Source organism: Scytonema millei VB511283 (assembly GCF_000817735.3).
In the GTDB taxonomy this organism is placed as follows: domain Bacteria; phylum Cyanobacteriota; class Cyanobacteriia; order Cyanobacteriales; family Chroococcidiopsidaceae; genus Chroococcidiopsis; species Chroococcidiopsis millei_B.
Genome location: NZ_JTJC03000012.1, coordinates 29,689 through 48,015, shown reverse-complemented (window position 1 = coordinate 48,015; position 18,327 = coordinate 29,689). Strand labels below are relative to the sequence as shown.

At 46.4% G+C, this 18,327-nt stretch carries 16 protein-coding genes; 9 read left to right on the top strand and 7 right to left on the bottom strand.

Annotation, left to right across the window (positions count from 1 at the left end; all coding sequences use genetic code 11):
- Nucleotides 1-37: 37 nt before the first annotated feature.
- On the bottom strand, nt 38-163 hold the full coding sequence (locus tag QH73_RS25035) for a photosystem II protein Y (RefSeq protein ID WP_015156407.1): 126 nt from the start codon (nt 161-163) through the stop codon (nt 38-40).
- Between the two features lie 183 nt (nt 164-346).
- On the bottom strand, nt 347-874 hold the full coding sequence (locus tag QH73_RS25030; protein WP_039714610.1) for a gamma carbonic anhydrase family protein: 528 nt from the start codon (nt 872-874) through the stop codon (nt 347-349).
- Nucleotides 875-1,084: 210 nt separating this feature from the next.
- Here QH73_RS25030 and QH73_RS25025 point away from each other — a divergent pair, with 210 nt between their 5' ends.
- Nucleotides 1,085-1,594 (top strand): TIGR02652 family protein, encoded by a 510-nt coding sequence (locus QH73_RS25025; RefSeq protein ID WP_039713873.1) that lies wholly within the window; start codon nt 1,085-1,087, stop codon nt 1,592-1,594.
- Between the two features lie 115 nt (nt 1,595-1,709).
- On the top strand, nt 1,710-2,159 hold the full coding sequence (locus tag QH73_RS25020; protein ID WP_039713874.1) for a VOC family protein: 450 nt from the start codon (nt 1,710-1,712) through the stop codon (nt 2,157-2,159).
- Between the two features lie 3 nt (nt 2,160-2,162).
- On the opposite strand, the gene QH73_RS25015 is transcribed toward QH73_RS25020, so the two are convergent.
- The 3 genes from QH73_RS25015 to QH73_RS25005 all read right to left on the bottom strand — a co-directional run bounded on the left by QH73_RS25015 (nt 2,163) and on the right by QH73_RS25005 (nt 6,306).
- The gene (locus tag QH73_RS25015) at nt 2,163-3,383 is read right to left on the bottom strand and encodes an aminomethyl transferase family protein (RefSeq protein ID WP_063777303.1); all 1,221 of its coding nucleotides are present in this window, start codon (nt 3,381-3,383) and stop codon (nt 2,163-2,165) included.
- A 103-nt stretch (nt 3,384-3,486) separates the two neighbouring features.
- A complete protein-coding gene (locus QH73_RS25010) occupies nt 3,487-4,977 on the bottom strand; it encodes a pyridoxal phosphate-dependent decarboxylase family protein (RefSeq protein WP_039713875.1) in 1,491 nt (496 codons plus the stop codon).
- Between the two features lie 6 nt (nt 4,978-4,983).
- On the bottom strand, nt 4,984-6,306 hold the full coding sequence (locus tag QH73_RS25005; RefSeq protein WP_039713876.1) for a diaminobutyrate--2-oxoglutarate transaminase: 1,323 nt from the start codon (nt 6,304-6,306) through the stop codon (nt 4,984-4,986).
- Between the two features lie 1,376 nt (nt 6,307-7,682).
- On the opposite strand from QH73_RS25005, the gene QH73_RS25000 reads away from it, so the two are divergent.
- The 5 genes from QH73_RS25000 to QH73_RS24985 all read left to right on the top strand — a co-directional run bounded on the left by QH73_RS25000 (nt 7,683) and on the right by QH73_RS24985 (nt 13,756).
- The gene (locus tag QH73_RS25000) at nt 7,683-10,595 is read left to right on the top strand and encodes a M16 family metallopeptidase (protein WP_039713877.1); all 2,913 of its coding nucleotides are present in this window, start codon (nt 7,683-7,685) and stop codon (nt 10,593-10,595) included.
- A 10-nt stretch (nt 10,596-10,605) separates the two neighbouring features.
- Nucleotides 10,606-10,737, top strand: coding sequence for a hypothetical protein (locus QH73_RS29025; protein ID WP_286194191.1), 132 nt, complete (start codon nt 10,606-10,608; stop codon nt 10,735-10,737).
- 68 nt (nt 10,738-10,805) lie between these two features.
- Nucleotides 10,806-11,213 carry a plastocyanin/azurin family copper-binding protein gene (locus QH73_RS24995; protein ID WP_374189070.1) on the top strand — a complete coding sequence of 136 codons (408 nt, stop codon included), beginning with the start codon at nt 10,806-10,808 and terminating at the stop codon, nt 11,211-11,213.
- A 134-nt stretch (nt 11,214-11,347) separates the two neighbouring features.
- The gene (gene map / locus QH73_RS24990) at nt 11,348-12,178 is read left to right on the top strand and encodes a type I methionyl aminopeptidase (protein WP_039713878.1); all 831 of its coding nucleotides are present in this window, start codon (nt 11,348-11,350) and stop codon (nt 12,176-12,178) included.
- 102 nt (nt 12,179-12,280) lie between these two features.
- A complete protein-coding gene (locus QH73_RS24985) occupies nt 12,281-13,756 on the top strand; it encodes a M16 family metallopeptidase (protein ID WP_039713879.1) in 1,476 nt (491 codons plus the stop codon).
- A 140-nt stretch (nt 13,757-13,896) separates the two neighbouring features.
- Here the strand turns inward: QH73_RS24985 and QH73_RS24980 are convergent, their stop codons facing one another.
- Together QH73_RS24980 and QH73_RS29020 are read right to left on the bottom strand one after the other, a co-directional pair.
- Complete coding sequence (locus QH73_RS24980) at nt 13,897-17,172, bottom strand: efflux RND transporter permease subunit (protein WP_039713880.1); 3,276 nt, start codon at nt 17,170-17,172, stop codon at nt 13,897-13,899.
- The gene (locus QH73_RS29020) at nt 17,169-17,300 is read right to left on the bottom strand and encodes a hypothetical protein (protein WP_286194190.1); all 132 of its coding nucleotides are present in this window, start codon (nt 17,298-17,300) and stop codon (nt 17,169-17,171) included. The genes QH73_RS24980 and QH73_RS29020 overlap by 4 nt, the downstream gene beginning before the upstream one ends.
- A gap of 72 nt (nt 17,301-17,372) precedes the next feature.
- Here QH73_RS29020 and QH73_RS24975 point away from each other — a divergent pair, with 72 nt between their 5' ends.
- Both QH73_RS24975 and tnpA read left to right on the top strand, forming a co-directional pair.
- Nucleotides 17,373-17,744 carry a four helix bundle protein gene (locus QH73_RS24975; protein WP_039713881.1) on the top strand — a complete coding sequence of 124 codons (372 nt, stop codon included), beginning with the start codon at nt 17,373-17,375 and terminating at the stop codon, nt 17,742-17,744.
- A gap of 101 nt (nt 17,745-17,845) precedes the next feature.
- On the top strand, nt 17,846-18,289 hold the full coding sequence (gene tnpA / locus QH73_RS24970; RefSeq protein WP_039711384.1) for an IS200/IS605 family transposase: 444 nt from the start codon (nt 17,846-17,848) through the stop codon (nt 18,287-18,289).
- Nucleotides 18,290-18,327 lie beyond the last annotated feature (38 nt).

The window sequence follows — 18,327 nt, the reverse complement described above, 5'->3', positions numbered from 1 at the left end:
AACGCACCCTACGCTTTCTAACCCCCAGTTCCTCAAATTAAGCTTCTTTGTTGAAAAAGCCTTGAATTTGCCTGATTGCAGCGGGAGCGATGTTGAATAGCGCCCAGCTAGCAGCAGCAATTACTGGTAGCAGAACAAAAGCAACGCGCAGATCGATGTCCATATGTCTTCCTCTCTTAAATAGAGTTTAAAGATTTTTGAAATTTTCTCATCTTTAATTGTTAGCCGAAAACGACAAATTGACTAGTCCTTTTCAAAAGTCAAAAGCTAAAAGTCAAAAGTCAAAACAAACTGCTCCCTCGTCTCCCTTGTCCTCGACTTACGACTTACGAGTTCTCCCTTGTCCCTATTCTCGATAAAACCCGAGATCGGTTCCCTTTCCTGCATGGACGAGGGCGAGTTTTTCGTAGCGACGAGCGTGTTCGATCAATTCTGCGGCTTCGGTTGAGGAGACTTCCCGTAAAATTTTAGCGGGGACTCCGACAACAAGCGATCGCGGTGGGACATCTTTACTGACAACTGCTCCCGCTCCCACAATGCTTCCCGCTCCGACTCTGACACCATCTAAAATGACTGCTCCAATACCGATTAAACTGCCCCGCTCGACGTAAGCTGAATGTACGACCGCACGATGTCCTACCGTAACATAATCTTCTAAAACAGTCGGTTTCCCAGGATCGCCGTGTAAGATAGCACCATCTTGAATATTAGTGCATTCACCAATTTCAATCCTCTCGACATCACCGCGCACCACGGCTCCGTACCAAATACTCGCACCTTTTGCCAGCTTGACAGCACCCATGACGACAGCATTAGCTGCAACAAAGGCAGCCGGGGAAAGATCGGGAATTGACCAGTAGGATTGGGCAGACACGATAGAATGTTCTATATGATGATTAAGAATCATCGTTTAGCTTAAAACCTTAAGATTTCAAATCTATAAGGGTGTAGCTATTCTATACAAATAATCGCAATGTGATAGTCTTTAGGAGGCGGTGGTGGGTCTAAAAAGCTCTAGTTGGTCGCAAAAACAGAATCGAACCAACGGCAGTGGTAGACAAGTCAGTATTCTGGTTTACGCCTCATGATCAATCCAGGCTTGCAGTACCCAATATTTGGTCCAGAAATTCCGTGTCCCCACTGTCGCCAACCGATCCCGGCGCTAACATTGACGGATACTTATCTATGTCCGCGTCACGGGGCTTTTGAAGCCGATCCTAAAACAGGTGAATTAATTCATCTCCAGTCGGGTCGCCACTGGCGGCGTTGGAATAACGAGTGGTACAGACAACATACTCACCCAGATGGGATTAGGTTTGAAATTCACGAAGCACTGGACAGGCTGTATACACAGGGTTATCGCGCCACGCGGGTGATTATCGCTCGTCGCTATCAAGACTTAATCAGTGGTTACTTGGAGCGCAGTACCCCCTGGAAGGGGCAATCCGACCAAACCAAACCCAGGCTTTACGGCTTACCCGTAGAATTTAGCCCTGCTCCCGAAGATGAACCCTGCTGGGAAGTGATTAACTTCGATCTGGAGAAAGAACCAGGAGTCCCCGTCCGCTATCCCTACTTTCGGTTATTTGAGTGAATAGGGAGTCGGGAGTAGGAAGTAAGGAGTCGGGGAAGAAAGTAGTTGTACATTCCCCCTTGTCCCCCTTGTCCTCTTTCCCTCGCCCCGCGCCCCTCACCCCTTGCCCCTAGTCATGCACCACGCCTCAATTCGGACTGCAAATATTCACAAAGCGATCGCCTTTTACGAGCAGTTAGGATTTACTGTGTGCGATCGCTTTACCACGGGCTACACTCTGGCTTGCTGGATGGAAGGATTAGGGGGGCGGATTGAATTAATTCAAATTCCCCAGCCGCGCCCCGCCCCAGATGCGTTTGGTGACGAGCATTACGTGGGATACTATCACCTATCTTTCGATTTGACTGAGACTGCTACCGATTTACCAAGTTGGTTAACTTCTGTAAAGGATAGATTTGCCCAAGCTGCTGAAACCCAACCAGAACAGTATCAACCTTTAAAAGTCTTATTAGAACCCACGCAACAGCAAATCGGCGATCGCGTTTATGAAGTCGCATTTATCGCCGATACTGATGGTTTACCCTTAGAATTTATTCGGACTTTACCCAAACTGCAATCAGTCTAAACTTCAAGCTAATGCCAAAGTAGGAGCGCTAGTTACAGTACTGCGCTTGTGGTCTGGATCGTAGAAGGGAAGAGATTTGATGCTGGCGGGGATGCTTTGCCCGTGAATTTCCACAGCCATTTTGGGGGTGAGGGAAGTTGTCGCTTGGGCGTAGTTGGATGATACACAAGCGATCGCAATATAGTTTTGACCTGCGGGCGACCAACAGCCGCTCGTTACCTGACCGATTATTTGTTCTCCCACACGAACGGGGAACTTCGTCCGCCAAGGAGTCCGTAAATCTTGTAGAAATAAAGATTGTTCGCCGTAAGTTTGATGTAAAAACTGGCGATCTAACTCCAATCCTACCAACTGTCGCTGTACTCCTTGTTCTTTTTCCTTCAGCAATGCTTCCCGACCGATGAAACTTGCCTTGCTAAAGTCTACAGTCCAAGCCAAGCTGACTTCCAGGGGAGACACTTTTTCTGCGTCGGTTTGAGCTTGCCGAGAGGGAATGTAATCGTACTCGTACCAAATTAGACCAGCTTCAATTCTTGCCAAGTCCAGCGCGTAGAAACCAGCAGGCTGAATACCTTCCGAGCTTCCTGCTGCCATCAAAATATCCCACAGGGCGATCGCATCTTTCGCTTCCGACCAAACTTCGTAACCGAGATCGCCTGTATATCCAGTACGGGAAATCACCACGGGGATATCGCGAATTTTTGTCTCGACGAAATTGAAATACTTTAGCCCATCTAAGTTAGTAGCAGCAACTTGATTCAAGATAGTGCGGGATTTCGGTCCTTGTAAGGGAAGGGTGTTAGTTGTCAGAGTTTTATCTTGAATCTCGACTTGCAAGCCTGCGGCATTTGCCTGCACCCAATCTAAGGTTGGTGTATTGGTCGTCAATTGAAACGTTGTTTCGTCAAAACGATAAACTGTGCCATCGTCGAGTAACTTACCCTCAGCATCGCACAGAGCTGTATACATGACTTGCCCGATTTTGCACTTATTAATATTGCGCGTAATTAGTCGGTCTAGTAACAAAGCCGCATCTGCACCGCGAATGAGATAGACGTACAGTGGAAAGAAATCAAACAAAGCAGCCGTATTGCGGATTGCTAAATACTCAGGCATGACCGAGAAGTTGTAAGTGTCTGCCATGATGTAACCTTCCCAGGACTGCCATTTCCGAGACTTACATAGTGCTGCGATTCTAGGATATACGGGTGTTGGTTTTAACATAGTTCAGTTATTAGTTGACGGTTGACAGTTGATGGTTGACAGCTATCAGGGAACAGGGAGTCATCACTTCCGACTTCTGTACGGGCGCGCAGAGAAAGCGCCCCTAGCGACTCCCAACTCCCGCTTCTATTGCAGGTTGGAGAAAGTTGGGCGATTCGCTGAGCATGGTTCCTAGCCGTTTGATTTTTTCGACGAGGGCAACAGTGCGATCGAAGGTGACTAGGGGATTGATCAGGGTAAATTTTAAATATGCCTTGCCTTGGATTTCGGTCTGACCGATGACGGCTTTACCTGTTTGTAATAAGGCTTGTTTGATGCCCAAATTTACAGCGTTGGTGGACCGATATCGAAAGACAACAGTACTCATCTCAGGGCTGACTGCTAGTTCTAGCTGCGGATCTTGCTCGATGTGTGCTGCGATTTGCTGGGTTAGATCGATGCCGCGATCGACAACGCCAGCAAAGAATTCTCGCCCGAGGGAGCGAAAGGCAATATATGGTTTGACCGCATCAAATCGACGAGTGGTTTGAATTGATTTTGTGACTAAATCGGGTATGCCTTCGTCTTCGTTATGCTCTGGATTTAGGTAAGCAACATTTAGCCGCATCAATTCAAAGCGAGATTTATCTTTGAGCAAGAACAGACTACAGGGAATCGGTTGATAGAAGAGTTTGTGAAAATCGATCGTAATCGAATCAGCTTGGTGAATGCCAGCTAGTTTCTGGCGATGGCGATCGCTGAGCATTAACGCTCCACCATAGGCAGCATCGACGTGCAACCAGGTGTTGTGTTCGCGGGCGATCGCACTCATTTCGGCGATCGGATCGACGCTACCGAAATCTGTCGTCCCAGCTGTCGCGACAATGCAAATCGGAATCAAATTTTGCCGATCGATATCTTCCAAGCACTGCACCAAATGTTGCGAACAGAGGCGATAGTTCCGATCGACTTTGACGCGCACGACTGCATCCATACCCAAGCCTAAAATTGCTGCCGATTGTTGCACGCTAAAGTGTGCTACTTCCGAACAGAGAATCCGAAATCGCCCTGCTAAGTTTGGCAATCCGTGCAGTTGACTCTGAAACCCATGCTGCTGCAAGGCATAATCTCGGGCTAACATCAGTCCCATAAAATTAGACTGCGTACCACCACTGGTAAGAGTGCCATCAGCCTTGGCATCGTAACCATACAACTGACACATGAAGTTAATCAAATTCTGCTCTAGTAACGTCGCTGCGCCACTCTGATCCCAAGAGTCCATCGATTGGTTGAATGCCGAGATCAGCATTTCTGCTGCCAGAGAGGGAATTAATACGGGGCAGTGCAAGTGAGCCACGCAATCGGGATGATGCACGGCGATCGAATGGCTGAAGATCGCCTCTACTGCTTCTTGTAGAACTTGCTGAGTCGGGATTCCTTGCTCTGGCAGAATCTTTTGAGTGAGAAACTCGCTGAGAGTTGCGGGAGATAAACCACTGAAGACGCTTTCTTGCTGGCTCAGGCAGTCCTGAATTAGCTTCTGAGTTTGCTGTACGGTCTGAGCGTATTGGGCTAAGCTTTCAGGATTGTGGTTGAGAAAATGCTGTAAGTCCATTTTTGATTAGATGTTCTCCTGGGCAACAGCTGCTACTGCATCTCGGAAAATTTGACAGACATCATCAATCTGTGACGCTTCAATAATCAAAGGTGGTAGAAAGCGCACGACGCTGGAATTACGACCGCCCAGTTCGATAATTAAACCGCGATCGAGGCACTCAGCTTGAAGTTGGCGGGCGAGATGTCTGACTTGTGCGGATAGTTCTACTCCCACCATCAGTCCCCGCCCCCGCACGTCAGCAATGATTTGGGAGAATTCGGCTTGAATTTGCCACAGTTGCATCTGAAAATGCATCCCCATTTGCTCGACATAGGTGGCGAGTTGATTTTCGCGGATGTAGCGAATGGTGGCGAGTCCAGTCGCCATTGCTAGTTGATTTCCTCGGAAAGTACCTGCGTGTGCGCCTGGTTGCCAGGTATCTAATTCATCTTTGTAAAGAATGACTGCTAGCGGTAAACTACCCCCAACTGCCTTAGATAAAAGGATGACATCAGGTATGATTCCAGCACGTTCAAAGGCGTAGAGCGTCCCTGTTCTACCCAAACCAGTTTGGACTTCATCCACAATTAGAGGAATGTTTCGTTCTCGCGTAATTTTACGTACCTCGCGCACCCAAGCGTCCGGTGCTGGAATTACACCTCCTTCACCTTGAACGATTTCCATGACTAAACCAGCTAAGGGTAAAATTCCACCCTCTGGGTCGCCCAAGGTTGTCTCTAGGTATTGGCTGCACTGTTGATAATCTTGCTCGAAGTCACCCGCACCAATGGGGTAGCGATGATGATAAGGGTAGGGGAAGAAATGAACGTCTGGCATTAACCCTGGGACTTGCATTTTGGGACCTAAACTTCCCATCAGCGCCAATGAACCGTGCGTCATACCGTGGTAGCCACCGCGAAAAGCACCAACTGCCCGTCTACCTGTAGCAGTTTTGACTAGCTTGAGTGCAGCTTCAACAGCATCGGAACCGGAAGGACCGCAGAATTGAATTTTGGCATTTTTGCTAAATTCTGCTGGCAAGGACTCGAACAACTCGGACACAAATTCATCCTTAATTGGCGTGATCAGATCCAATGTCTGCATGGGCAGATCGCTATTGAGCGCGTCGTAGATTGCTTGCTTGACGGCTGGGTGGTTGTGTCCTAATGGTAATGCACCTGCACAGGCTAAGCAGTCGATATATGTTTTGCCATCTACGTCTTTAACGTAAATGCCCTTAGCTTCTGATAGTGCTAAACCCAAGTTTCGAGCGTATGTTCGCGCATTCGATTCGCGGCGAGCTTGCCTTTCTAAAATGGGAGTCGATCGCTTGATAATAGTTACCATGAATAGTCCTGAGTAATTTGTGAATGAGTTAAGTCAAGAGAAATAACATAGTTTGCAATGCACAGGACTAGCCTGAGATAGCTGGGGCATGAGGGCTATACCAGAGCTAAAGAAGTGACCTGAACATTTTGAAAACTACTGAGTTGAGTAAAAGAAACTATTTCTACAGCTCTTAGCTGTCAAAGATAAATTTTTTTCATCATACCTTTTCCCTATGTTTGGCAAAACTTCAAACTGAAGATGACACATGCACTGCTATCAACATAGGTAGAATTTAGATGAAAAAATATGCATGTAGCTTTTCAGCCTCACTGAATATATATCGATAAAAGATGAAGGATAGCAGATGATTTTTACATACATTGATGAGATTTTTCCTCAATGCATAATATAGATATTCAAGCAACTAAGGAGCGCTTTTTTCGATCTATTTATGTTGTTTGAGTTGACTGAGTTTAGAATTTCTTATCGCAAAGATTTAAACTCGTTATGATTCGATAATTTCATTATTTCTTAAGATTGTCAACTAGTGTTTCCCGTAAGAAATAAAATTGCTTTATGTTATTTTTTATACTTAAAATTTAGTAAGTGTAATCACTGATGTCTAGCTAGCACTAGCGAATAAAGTATTAAATCATACGGGCTTGAGTAGTCAGTTTTCATGCAATACAAGTGAATTTGAAAAACAACTTTTGAATAATTAAAGACTGTGCAGCAATTATGTCCATTTATTCATCACAGAGTTGAGGGTTTAATCTGTGTCCATTAATGCTGCAAAAGATCGGGTTTATAGATGCAGCAATAAGACGAAACTTACGCTCTATATCTATATTATTTAGACAAAATTATTTAACTCAATTCATTGCACTCTTTTTATATTCATAGTTAAGATAAAGCTATTATAATCTATAAAAATTAAGTCTTGTGTTTTAAGCAAAATAGACTATCCAACTTTTTAACTAAATAAAAATTATTGCGTAAAACTACAGAGAATGACTAGGGTGAATTGTAAATTAATGATGAAAAATGACCTCAACTTATTTCAAGAATATATAAATCATGGTGCGAGCATTGAATTGCAAATTGATTCATGAATATAGGCGATCTCGTCAGTAGTACGCAGACTACGTACATAAATAGATGAGTTGATGAATATTTATGGTTCTCAACTCACTTATTTAAGTCTGATTTGAGCCGAGATCGAATAAGTAGGTTTTGAATGCAAGGCGATCGCAGATAGATTGAGATAAAAAATTTAAACAAAAGTCAATGCCTAAGTAAATAAATGCTAATCGCCAAGTCGCGATCGGCGGACTACAGTAGAGTCAATAAGACTACTTAACTTAGCAACCACTGACTGTTAATTAAAACAATTCATGCGGATTTTTACTTATTTACGCCGTCATCGGCTATTTGTGATTCCATTCACTCTTTGTCTGAGTGGAGTGCTGTTCTTGGCTAATGGAATAACGCTGAGTTTTCCGGCTGCTGCTGACTCTCAGCGTCCTGCTGCTACAGTCACGCGATCGCCTCTATCCGTCACGGAAGATGTCCGTAAAACAATACTGGAAAACGGTCTAACGGTTTTAACTAAAGAAGTCCATACTGCACCAGTCGTTAGCGTCCAGGTATGGTACAAAGTTGGATCGCGCAATGAAGCTCCAGGGGTAAACGGTATTGCCCACCAATTGGAGCATATGCTATTCAAAGGTACAACGACCCGTCCAATTCAATTTGGTCGCCTGTTTAGTGCTTTAGGCAGTGAGTCCAATGCTTTTACTAGCTTCGACCAAACAGCATATTTTGGCACGGTAGAACGAAATAAATTGAAGGCGCTGCTGGAACTTGAAGCAGACCGGATGCAGAATGCACTAATCAATGACGAACAACTAGCGAGTGAAAAGCGAGTTGTCATTTCTGAGCTACAGGGTTATGAGAACAGTCCTACTTATCGCCTCGATCGCGCCGTGAGGCGTGCTGCGTTTCCTGACTCTCCTTATGGATTGCCTGTAGGTGGTACTAAAGCTGACGTAGAAAAGTTTACTGCTGAAAAAGTCAGAGATTATTACAACAGGTTTTACAGCCCCGACAACGCCACGCTGATTGTGGTAGGTGATTTTGATACTGCACCGACGCTAAAAGCAGTGAAAGAGGTTTTTGGCAAAGTACCGGATCGGGTGAAGGGAGCGGGAGACCGTAGGGGCGGGTTTCTAAACCCGTCCGTACGGGAGTCGGGAGTCGGGGGACAAGGAGGACAAGGGAGACAAGGAGGACAAGGAAGAATAAACTCTTCCCCTGCCTTCTCAGCTTCCTCAGCTCCCTCAACTCGTCCTAACAATAAGCCGATCGTTCTCAAAGAGCCAGGGGCGGCGGCGACGTTGCAAGTCGTGTATCCCTTGCCGGATGCGAATCACCCTGATGTTCCCGCACTGGATGCAATGGATTATATTTTGACAGAAGGGCGAAGTTCTCGGCTGTATCAAACTTTGGTGGAATCGGGTTTAGCGAGTGCGGCGGGTGGTGGCACGGCGAATATGATGGCAGGGGGTTGGTACGAACTTTCAGCGACAGCAGCTCCAGGGCAACAGTTAGATAAAATTGAAGCAGCGCAGGAGCAGGCGATCGCGAATTTGCGGACGAAAGGAGTCACGCCGGAAGAACTCAACCGCGCCAAAGCCCAACTCAAAGCAACGATAATTCTGAGCAATCGCGATATCAGTTCCCAGGCAACGCAGTTAGGTTATAGCCAAACTACGGCTGGCGATTATCGCTATATCGATCGCTACCTAGCCGCTTTGGATAAGGTAACGGTAGACGATGTGAAGCGAGTAGCAAATACTTACTTAGCTAGCGAGAAACGCACTGTAGGGAAGTTTGAACCCACCCAAATCGCCGGACAACCCGGTGGTGCTGGGGGAGCGGGTACTGGTCAAACGACAGAAAGCTTTAACTTGGGTTCACCTGTCGATCCGGCAGAGGTAGCTAAATACCTACCACCTGTAAATGTTGCGGCTACACCGAAAGCGCGGCGGCTACCGGAAGAATTTATTCTGGACAATGGTTTACAAGTATTGCTCTTACCCGATTCCAGTACGCCAACTGTAACTCTTAGCGGATACATCCAAGCAGGGACGGAATTCGATCCAGATCGGTCGGGTGGTTTGGCAAGCATGACCGCAGACAACCTGATGAATGGGACGAAGAGTCAGAATGCTTTACAACTTGCCAAGACGCTAGAAGATAGAGGAGCGAGTTTGGGTTTTTCTGCGAATCGCGAAGGCGTAGAAATTGCTGGTTATAGTTTAAAAACAGATCTGCCTGTAGTCATTCAAACGATGGCAGATGTGGTACAAAATGCCACATTCCCCGATCGCGAATTAGAGCTATCGCGCCAACGCGCCTTGACTCAACTCAAGCTAGACTTGGATAACCCCGCACGGGTAGCGCAACGGAAGTTTCAACAGACAATTTATCCTGCGAATCATCCTTTCCATACCTTCCCGACCAAGGAAAGCTTACAGAGTCTTGACCGTCAGCAGGTGTTGGAGTTTTATCGAACTCATTACCGTCCCGACCAAACGATTTTGACTTTATTAGGAGACTTCGATCCAAAAGCAGTGCGATCGCTGTTGACGCAACAATTAGCAAAGTGGCAAGGGACGGGTAAACCACCAACGATCGCCTACCCAACCGTATCTCTTCCACCGAAAGTCGAGCAGTTTAACCCGATTATGCCGGGAAAAACGCAATCGGTCACGATTTTGGGATATCGGGGAATCGATCGCCAAGACCCGCGCTACTATAGCTCTTTAGTGTTGAATCAAATTTTGGGTGGCGATACGCTTTCTAGTCGTTTAGGCACGGAAATTCGCGATCGCCAAGGGTTGACATATGGCATCTATAGTGCATTCCAAGCTGGCAGACACGCCGGACCATTTGCAATTAGAATGCAAACCGACCCAACTGATGCCCAAAAAGCGATCGCCAGCGCCCGCAAATTAATGCAACAAATTCAAACTCAAGGCGTAAAAGCAGAGGAAGTAGAGGCAGCTAAGCGCTCTCTTACCAGTAGTTATACTGTTTCCCTTGCTAGTCCTGACGCTCTTGCTAGTACGATCTTAATGAATGCTGTTTTCGGGCTGGGTGAAGAGGAATTACGTGACTTCCCACAAAAAATTCAAGCTGTCACTTTAGAAAAAGTCAATCTGACAGCAAAAGAATTGTTGCAACCAGATAAGCTGGCGATCGTGACCGCTGGTCCTGGTAGTGCTACGGCACAAGGGAAGTGAGGAGTGAGGAGTGAGGAGCAGGGGAGCAGAGGTAGCAATTTTAGCCACTTTCCCAACTCCCGGCTCCCTTGTACGGGCGCACAGCTATGCGCCCCTACCGACTCCCGCCCTTAACGAGTTAGATATTTACCATCACAGGTAGATTTTATGATGCGCTATTTAAAAAAATTCTTTTTTGTGGCAGGGTTGATAATCTGTACGGCGATCGCTATGCCAAATTTAGCTCAAGCGGCGACGAGTACAACCCCATCTGTAGATTTGTTGCGTCAGCCAGCAACGGAAATTTCCGTCAGCTTGGGAACTGCTAGTAACGAGCTGAAGTTTGTGCCAGACTCTTTAGATTTATCTGCCTTTAAACGTTACAAACTCATACTGACCAATCCCAGTCCGCAAAAACACTATTTTACGGCAAAAGACTTTGCTGATGGTATTTGGACGCAAAAAGTAGAAGCTGGCAATGTAGAGATTAAAGGGGCGATCCACGAATTAGAACTCAAACCAGGAGCCAAGGCAGAATGGGTATTTGTACCTTTGAAATCAGGCAAGTACGCTTTGCGCTGTCCGATTCCCGGGCATACAGAAGCAGGAATGAAGGGGAATATCGCGATCGCCGCATAAGTCAAACCACAATCGACTCAAAGTGAAGGAGTGTAAATTAAAATAGAAAAGGTGTTTGAATCGTTAGCCTGGATAACAAATTCAGAGCCAACTTGGTTTTTCCACAGTCACCCCATCTGTTCCCATAAAACTCCATGAATATTCTCAGTAATCTTCTTCCTCAACAACCTGCTCAATCTCAGCGCCAAAAAAAGCAACGGCGGGGTATTGAAATTAAATCTCCCCGTGAAATCGAAATTATGCGGCAGTCAGCTAAGATTGTGGCAACGGTATTAAAAGAGATTTCTGAGATGGTGCAGCCTGGGATGACGACTGCCGATCTCGATGCCTATGCTGAAAAGCGCATTCGCGAAATGGATGCAACTCCTAGTTTTAAGGGTTATCACGGTTTTCCCGCTTCAATTTGTGCCAGTGTTAACAATGAAGTCGTACATGGAATTCCCAATCCAAAAAAAGTTTTGAAGACAGGAGATGTCTTAAAAGTTGATACAGGAGCTTTCCATCAAGGTTTTCACGGTGATTCTTGCATTACGATCGCTATTGGTGAAGTTAGTCCAACAGCAGCTAAACTGATCCGCGTTGCCGAAGAATCTCTGTATAAAGGGATCGAGCAAGTTAAGGCTGGAAATTATCTCATGGATATTGCAGGGGCAATCCAAGACCACGTAGAGGCAAACGGTTTTACAATTGTCGAAGACTTTACCGGACATGGTGTTGGTCGCAATTTACACGAAGAACCCTCGGTTTTCAACTTCCGTACCCGGGAAATGCCTAACGTTAAACTCCGTGCGGGAATGACGCTAGCAATTGAGCCAATTTTGAATGCCGGATCGAGATTTACGCGCATTCTTGCCGATCGCTGGACGGCTGTAACGGTAGATAATGGTCTTTCTGCCCAGTTCGAGCATACCGTGTTAGTTACAGAAAGCGGTTACGAAATCCTCACCGATCGCTCTTTGGTGTAATTTAATTTTGCTGCGTGAAAGCATCATCGTAGGGGCGCACAGCTGTGCGCCCCTACAGTCTACATGACACAATAATTCAAATTGCCCAGATCCAAAATCACTATGACGCGGGACAAACACCTTATCCGTAATTTTTACAGAATTAGTTTAATTGTCACAACGCTTTTATTAATACTTGTCTACCATCCACCAGCCACCGCAGCTACAGCCAAGCATTATACAGAATTAGAATTCCCCCCCCTCAAACCAGTACAAATTCCCAAATACGATCGCTACGAAATGCCAAATGGTATGGTGGTGTATTTGATGCCGGATCGGGATTTACCTTTAGTGGGAGGAACGGCAATAATTCGGACGGGCGATCGCTGGGAACCAGCAGATAAAGTAGGATTGGCAAATTTAACTGGAGTTGTATTACGAACTGGTGGGACGCAGAAACATTCCGCAGATGAGTTAAATCTGTTATTGGAACAACGAGCAGCAGCGGTAGAAGTTGGAATTAATGATGCTTCTGGTTCTACTAGTTTTAGCGCCTTGAGTGAAGATTTAGAAATGGTGTTTGGGCTATTCGCAGAAGTTTTACAACAACCAATATTTGCTCAAGAAAAGTTAGATTTGGCAAAAACTCAAGTTAGAGGCGGAATCGCTCGCCGTAATGACGATCCGAATGGAATCGTCGGGCGGGAGTTTCAAAAATTAGTTTATGGCAGTGATAGCCCTTATGCGCGAACGGTGGAATATGCCACGTTAGATAATATTTCCCGCCAGGATTTAGTGAAATTTTATCGTCAATATTTTCATCCCAATAATCTGATTTTGGGCATTGTTGGAGATTTCGACTCGCAGAAAATGCGATCGCTGATTCAAAAATATTTCGGCAATTGGAAATCTCAACCAAATCTATCCCAACCCCAAATTCCCACAGCCTCTCAGTCTAAGTTGGGGGGATTGTTTTTTGTCGATCGCCCCCAGCTAACTCAAAGCTACATTCAAGTTGGACATTTAGGCGGACAGCTCAACAGTCCTGATTATCCCGCTTTAGACGTGATGAATCAAGTCTTAAACGGATTTGGCGGACGGTTGTTTAATTCCGTGCGATCGCGTCAGGGTTTGGCTTATTCTGTCTATGGTGTCTGGAGTCCCCGCTTTGATTATCCTGGGTTATTTGTGGCGGGGGGACAAACTCGTTCGGCTGCGACTGTCCCTTTTCTGCGTGCTATTCGGACTGAAATTGAAAAACTGCAAACCGACAGAGTTCAACCAGACGAGTTACAACGCGCTAAAGAATCGGTGTTGAATTCGTTTGTCTTCAATTTTGAAAACCCCAGCCAAACTCTGTCTCGTTTAATGCGGTACGAATATTTCGGTTATCCATCTGATTTCTTGTTTCGCTACCAGCGCGGCGTACAAGTCACGACTGCGGCTGATGTCCAACGAGTTGCCAAAAAATATCTCCAGCCAGAAAAACTCGTCACCCTAGTTGTTGGTAATGCTAACGCGATTCAACCACCACTGAGCGCGAGCGCTTCAGAAGTCATTCCGATTGATATTACGATTCCCGATGCTAAGTCAGGGTGACAAACAAGTCAAAAGTTAAAAGTCAAAAGTCAAAAATTAGGAGTCAGGAGTCAGAAGTAATTCTCCCTCAGCTCCCCTGCTCCTCTGCTCATTGGTTGCGGATAACTGGTCGCTGGTCACTGATAACTGCTCCCTGCTCCCTACTCCCTGCTCCCTAACAACTGATAACTGACAACTGATAACTGTTTGCGTCCAGACAAATCACGTAGCAACCCCATAATGGCGGGAACGACTGTAGGGGTGAGGATGGTTGAGAAAGCTAAGCCACCGGTGAGGACGATGCCTAAACCTTGATACAATTCCGCTCCTTGCCCTGGAACAACTGCTAAAGGTAACATCCCCAATACGCTCGTCCCAGCTGACATGAAAATAGCACGGAGGCGATCGCGGGTGGCATTGTAAAGAGACTTATCGTAGTCTTCACCTTCTGCTTGGAGTTGTAAAGCGCGGTCTACCAATAAGATCGCGTTGTTTACCACTACCCCAGTCAAGATGATAAATCCTAGTGCCGTAATCATATCCAAGGGGATGATAACACCGGGAATTCGGTTGGCGATCGCCAGACTCAACAATCCGCCACTCATCCCCATCGGTACTGTTGCCATGATGACAACTGGGTAGAGAAAGGAGCGATACAGTGCTACTAGTAGCAAGTAAATAATCAGAACAGACAGGATAAAAGCGGAGGATAATTGCGATAAGGTTTCAGCCAAGCGATCGGCAGAGCCAGATAAATCCAACCGATATCCGGCGGGAAGATTGGCTCTGAGTGGAGCTAAGACTTGAGTTTCTGCGCTATTGACTAACGATCCTAAAGGTGCTGTAGGTTCGAGGGAAGTTGTCAGAGTAATCGATCGCTCTAGGTTAACGTGGTTGATGACATCGGGTCCAGTCGTCTCCCGCACCTCAGCAACATCCGCTAGCTGTACTTGCTGTCCGCGACTAGTATACAAAGGCAGTTGGCGCAATTGTTCTGGAGTTTCGACAAAGAGATTTTGTAACTCCACCGAAACATCCAGTTCTTCTTTGCCATCGATAAAATCAGAAGCGATCCGACCACCTAACGCTGCTTCCACCATCGCCCCGACTTCCGCCTCCGATAACCCAACTTCAGCTAAACGTTCGCGGTTGGGAATCACCTGCAATTCCCCAGCACCAAAGACATAATCTGACCGGACGTTGCGCACGCCAGGAAATGACCGCAGGCGATCGGTTATCTGCGTTTCTAACTGGCTCAATTGCTGCAAATCTGCACCCACGATTTGAATTTCAAACTCCTTACCTGGGTCTTGAAAAATCGAGAAGCGTGTCGGAATCAGGAAGCGATAGCCAGGAAAGTTATTGCTCTGCTGTCGCATTCGCTCGACCATATTCGCTAGTCCGTTGGTAGTGGCAAATTCAGGTTTGAGGATTGCTGCAATCCCGCGCCTACCAGGACGTTCGATAAACATGACGCGCTCGACTTCCGGTTGCTGGCTCAAGAAATCTCTCGCAGGTTGAGATAGGCGAATAGCTTCGGGAATGCTGGTTCCTGGTAATGGTTCTGCCACCCAAAAGACTAAGTTGCGGTTGCCTTCAGGCAGATAATCAGCAGGAGGTAGTAGAAAGATACTTGTAAATAGCAGAATGACGGGAATAGCAACAAGAATTAGCCTACGTCCAACACGACCCGCACCCAGCGACCAAAGTACGGTAGATGCTAGAAATGATTCTAATTTGCCCTGAAACAGGCGAAAGACGGCGGAAGTGCGAAAAATAGCTCGTTCTATTTTTTGTAGAATGGCTGACGGTTGACGGTTGACGGTTGACGGTTGACAGTTGACAGTAATTTTTCTTCCTTGTTCCCCTTGTCCTCCTTGTCCCCCTTGCCCCCGACTCCTGACTCCCGACTCCCGGCTCTCGACTTCTAGCATTTGCATTGCTTCATGCTGTTTGAGAAACAAACCAGAGAGCATCGGTACTAAAGTTAATGCAGCAAATAGAGAAAATAGGGAAGCACAAGAAAGAGCGATCGCCATATCTGCAAATAACTGTCCTGCTTCCCCCTGCACCATAATTAAGGGAACGAACACCACAACGTTAGTCAGGGTAGAACCTAACATTGCGCCCCAAACTTCTTGAGTTCCATCGATCGCGGCGCGAACTGCTCCTTTTCCCTGCTGCATGTGGGTAAAGACATTTTCAATCACGACGATCGCGTTGTCTACCACCATTCCCACGGCAAACGCTAATCCCGCCAAACTGATGATGTTGAGCGATCGCCCCAAAAATGCCATGACGATGAATACTGTTATTAAGGTGGTAGGAATCGTCAAGGCAACGACTGCCACTGTCCGCATCGAACCCAAAAACAGAATTAATACGGCTGTTGCTAGCAGCGCCCCACTGACTAAGTTGCCTTGTACCAAGGCAATTGATTGTCCGATGTAGTCGTTTTCATCGTAGTTGTAGACGAAGCGAATACCTTCTCCTTGGCGATCGAATTGAGCTTCCAACTCTGCCAGAGTTGCCCTCACTCCCCTAGATGTCTCCGGTACGTTTGCCCCAACCCGCCGGATAATCCCAATTGCCACGGCAGGAGTATTGTTAAAAATTAAAGCACTCTCTAGAGGTTTGCGCCCCATTTGCACGGTTGCCACATCCCGCATGTAGACTGTACCCGACGAATCGCGCCGCAGCACAAATCCAGCAATTTGCTCGATATCTTGCGAGCGGCTGAGGGTACGCACGCGGTATTCTCGCCTGCCTAACGTTAGGGGACCGCCGCGAATGTCGCGATTGTTTTCCCGTAACACGCGCACGACATCGCCTATGGTCAGGTTGCGGTCAAACAAAGCTTTGGGGTCAACCCTCACCTCAACTTCTCGTTCCCTACCCCCAGGAATGAGAAACTGTCCCACGCCTTCAACTCGGCGCAATCTCGGGACGATAACTTCTTCGGCTAAGTCGCGGTAGCGATCGGGATTGCTCTGGAAACCTTGTCTTGGAGTCAGGACAACCCACATCATCGGCGAGTTGTTCCCTCCAACCATCTCCACATCAGACTCTTCAACTTCTGCGGGGAGTTCTTCCACCTGCTGTAACTTATTCAACACATCCACCATCCGCTCGTTCACATCGCTGTTCCAAGTAAACTCAAGCGTAATAGCACTAATACCAGGACGGGAGTTGCTGGTAATCTCCTGTACTCCTAAGACTTCCTCCATCCGTTCTTCAATCGGACGAGTGACGAGATCTTCTACCTCTGTAGGAGCCGCACCAGGGTATGTGGTAGTGATAGTAATTTCAGGGCGATCGCCTCCTGGTTGCAGTTCCAAAGGCAAACTCAACAATGAGAAGATCCCAAATACAGCTAGCAGGCAAAACAACACGAAAGTACCGTGCCGCCAGCGGACGGCTGTTTCAATCAAATTCATGGTTGATGGTTGATGGTTGATGGTTGACGGTTGACGGTTGACAGTTGACAGTTGACGGTTGACGGTTGACTGAATATTGGTTGTTCTTTGAATAGAACTGGGAATAATAAATGTGCCGGGTAGTTCATGTATTGGCGAGCGTTAAATTTTAGTTAATATTTATCAACTATCTAACTGATATCTATCAATAAATATGGAAAATTAATGTGGAAAATTTTGAGAATTTGCAGGTTTATCAGTTGTCAGAAAAGTTGGCGAATGAAGTGTGGCATGTTGTAACTGGATGGGATTGGTTTGCTAAAGATACGATTGGTAAGCAAATTGTCCGTTCGGCTGATAGTATTGGCGCAAATATTGCTGAGGGAAATGGTCGCTATAATTTGCAGGACAATCAGCGTTTTGTCAAAATCGCCAGGGGATCTTTAAATGAAACAAGACATTGGTTGAGATTGGCATATAGAAGAAATTTGCTGACTTCCGAACAGGTAAGTAAACTTACACCGATAGTGAAAGACTTATCTCCAAAACTAAACGCCTGTCTCAACTCCTTCAATAGACAATCGAAACGCTAACCGTCAACTGTCAGCCGTCAACTGTTAACCTTTACAGCCGCCCCATCTTTTAATCTCTGCGGGTCAAATTCCCCGCCGCTCTGCGGCGTAAAATGTGAGGAATGAGCGAATATATTCATAAAAGTCATAACGTTACGGTGTTGCTTTACCATTTGGTGTTTCCCGCAAAGTATAGACGAGCTGTGTTCGACGAACAGGTAGATGCAGTTTTGAGGGAGGTGTGTTTAGAGATTGAGAAACGCTATGAAATCAAGTTTGTCGAAATTGGTGTGGACAAAGACCATGTGCATTTCTTAGTACAGTCAGTGCCAACTTATAGTGTGACCAAGCTGGTAACAATGCTCAAAAGTCTCACAGCCAGAGAAGTATTTAAACGCTGTCCGCAAGTGAAACAACAGCTGTGGGGCGGCGAGTTTTGGAGTGATGGGTATTTTGCGAGTACAGTTGGAAAACATGGTGATGAAGGGATGATTGCCAGGTATGTGAAAAAACAGGGGAATGACTATCTCAAATTGCATCGAGATGAGCAATTATCTCTCTTTTGATTCTGATACCCCGTCCGCTTGCGGCGGGGTAGTTCATT

Coding starts and splice junctions, on each gene's coding strand:
- QH73_RS25035 (WP_015156407.1), bottom strand. CDS start 163: ATGGACATCGATCTGCGCGTTGCTTTTGTTCTGCTACCAGTAATTGCT.
- QH73_RS25025 (WP_039713873.1), top strand. CDS start 1,085: ATGATCAATCCAGGCTTGCAGTACCCAATATTTGGTCCAGAAATTCCG.
- QH73_RS25020 (WP_039713874.1), top strand. CDS start 1,710: ATGCACCACGCCTCAATTCGGACTGCAAATATTCACAAAGCGATCGCC.
- QH73_RS25015 (WP_063777303.1), bottom strand. CDS start 3,383: ATGTTAAAACCAACACCCGTATATCCTAGAATCGCAGCACTATGTAAG.
- QH73_RS25010 (WP_039713875.1), bottom strand. CDS start 4,977: ATGGACTTACAGCATTTTCTCAACCACAATCCTGAAAGCTTAGCCCAA.
- QH73_RS25005 (WP_039713876.1), bottom strand. CDS start 6,306: ATGGTAACTATTATCAAGCGATCGACTCCCATTTTAGAAAGGCAAGCT.
- QH73_RS25000 (WP_039713877.1), top strand. CDS start 7,683: ATGCGGATTTTTACTTATTTACGCCGTCATCGGCTATTTGTGATTCCA.
- QH73_RS24995 (WP_374189070.1), top strand. CDS start 10,806: ATGCCAAATTTAGCTCAAGCGGCGACGAGTACAACCCCATCTGTAGAT.
- map (WP_039713878.1), top strand. CDS start 11,348: ATGAATATTCTCAGTAATCTTCTTCCTCAACAACCTGCTCAATCTCAG.
- QH73_RS24985 (WP_039713879.1), top strand. CDS start 12,281: ATGACGCGGGACAAACACCTTATCCGTAATTTTTACAGAATTAGTTTA.
- QH73_RS24980 (WP_039713880.1), bottom strand. CDS start 17,172: ATGAATTTGATTGAAACAGCCGTCCGCTGGCGGCACGGTACTTTCGTG.
- QH73_RS29020 (WP_286194190.1), bottom strand. CDS start 17,300: ATGAACTACCCGGCACATTTATTATTCCCAGTTCTATTCAAAGAACAA.
- tnpA (WP_039711384.1), top strand. CDS start 17,846: ATGAGCGAATATATTCATAAAAGTCATAACGTTACGGTGTTGCTTTAC.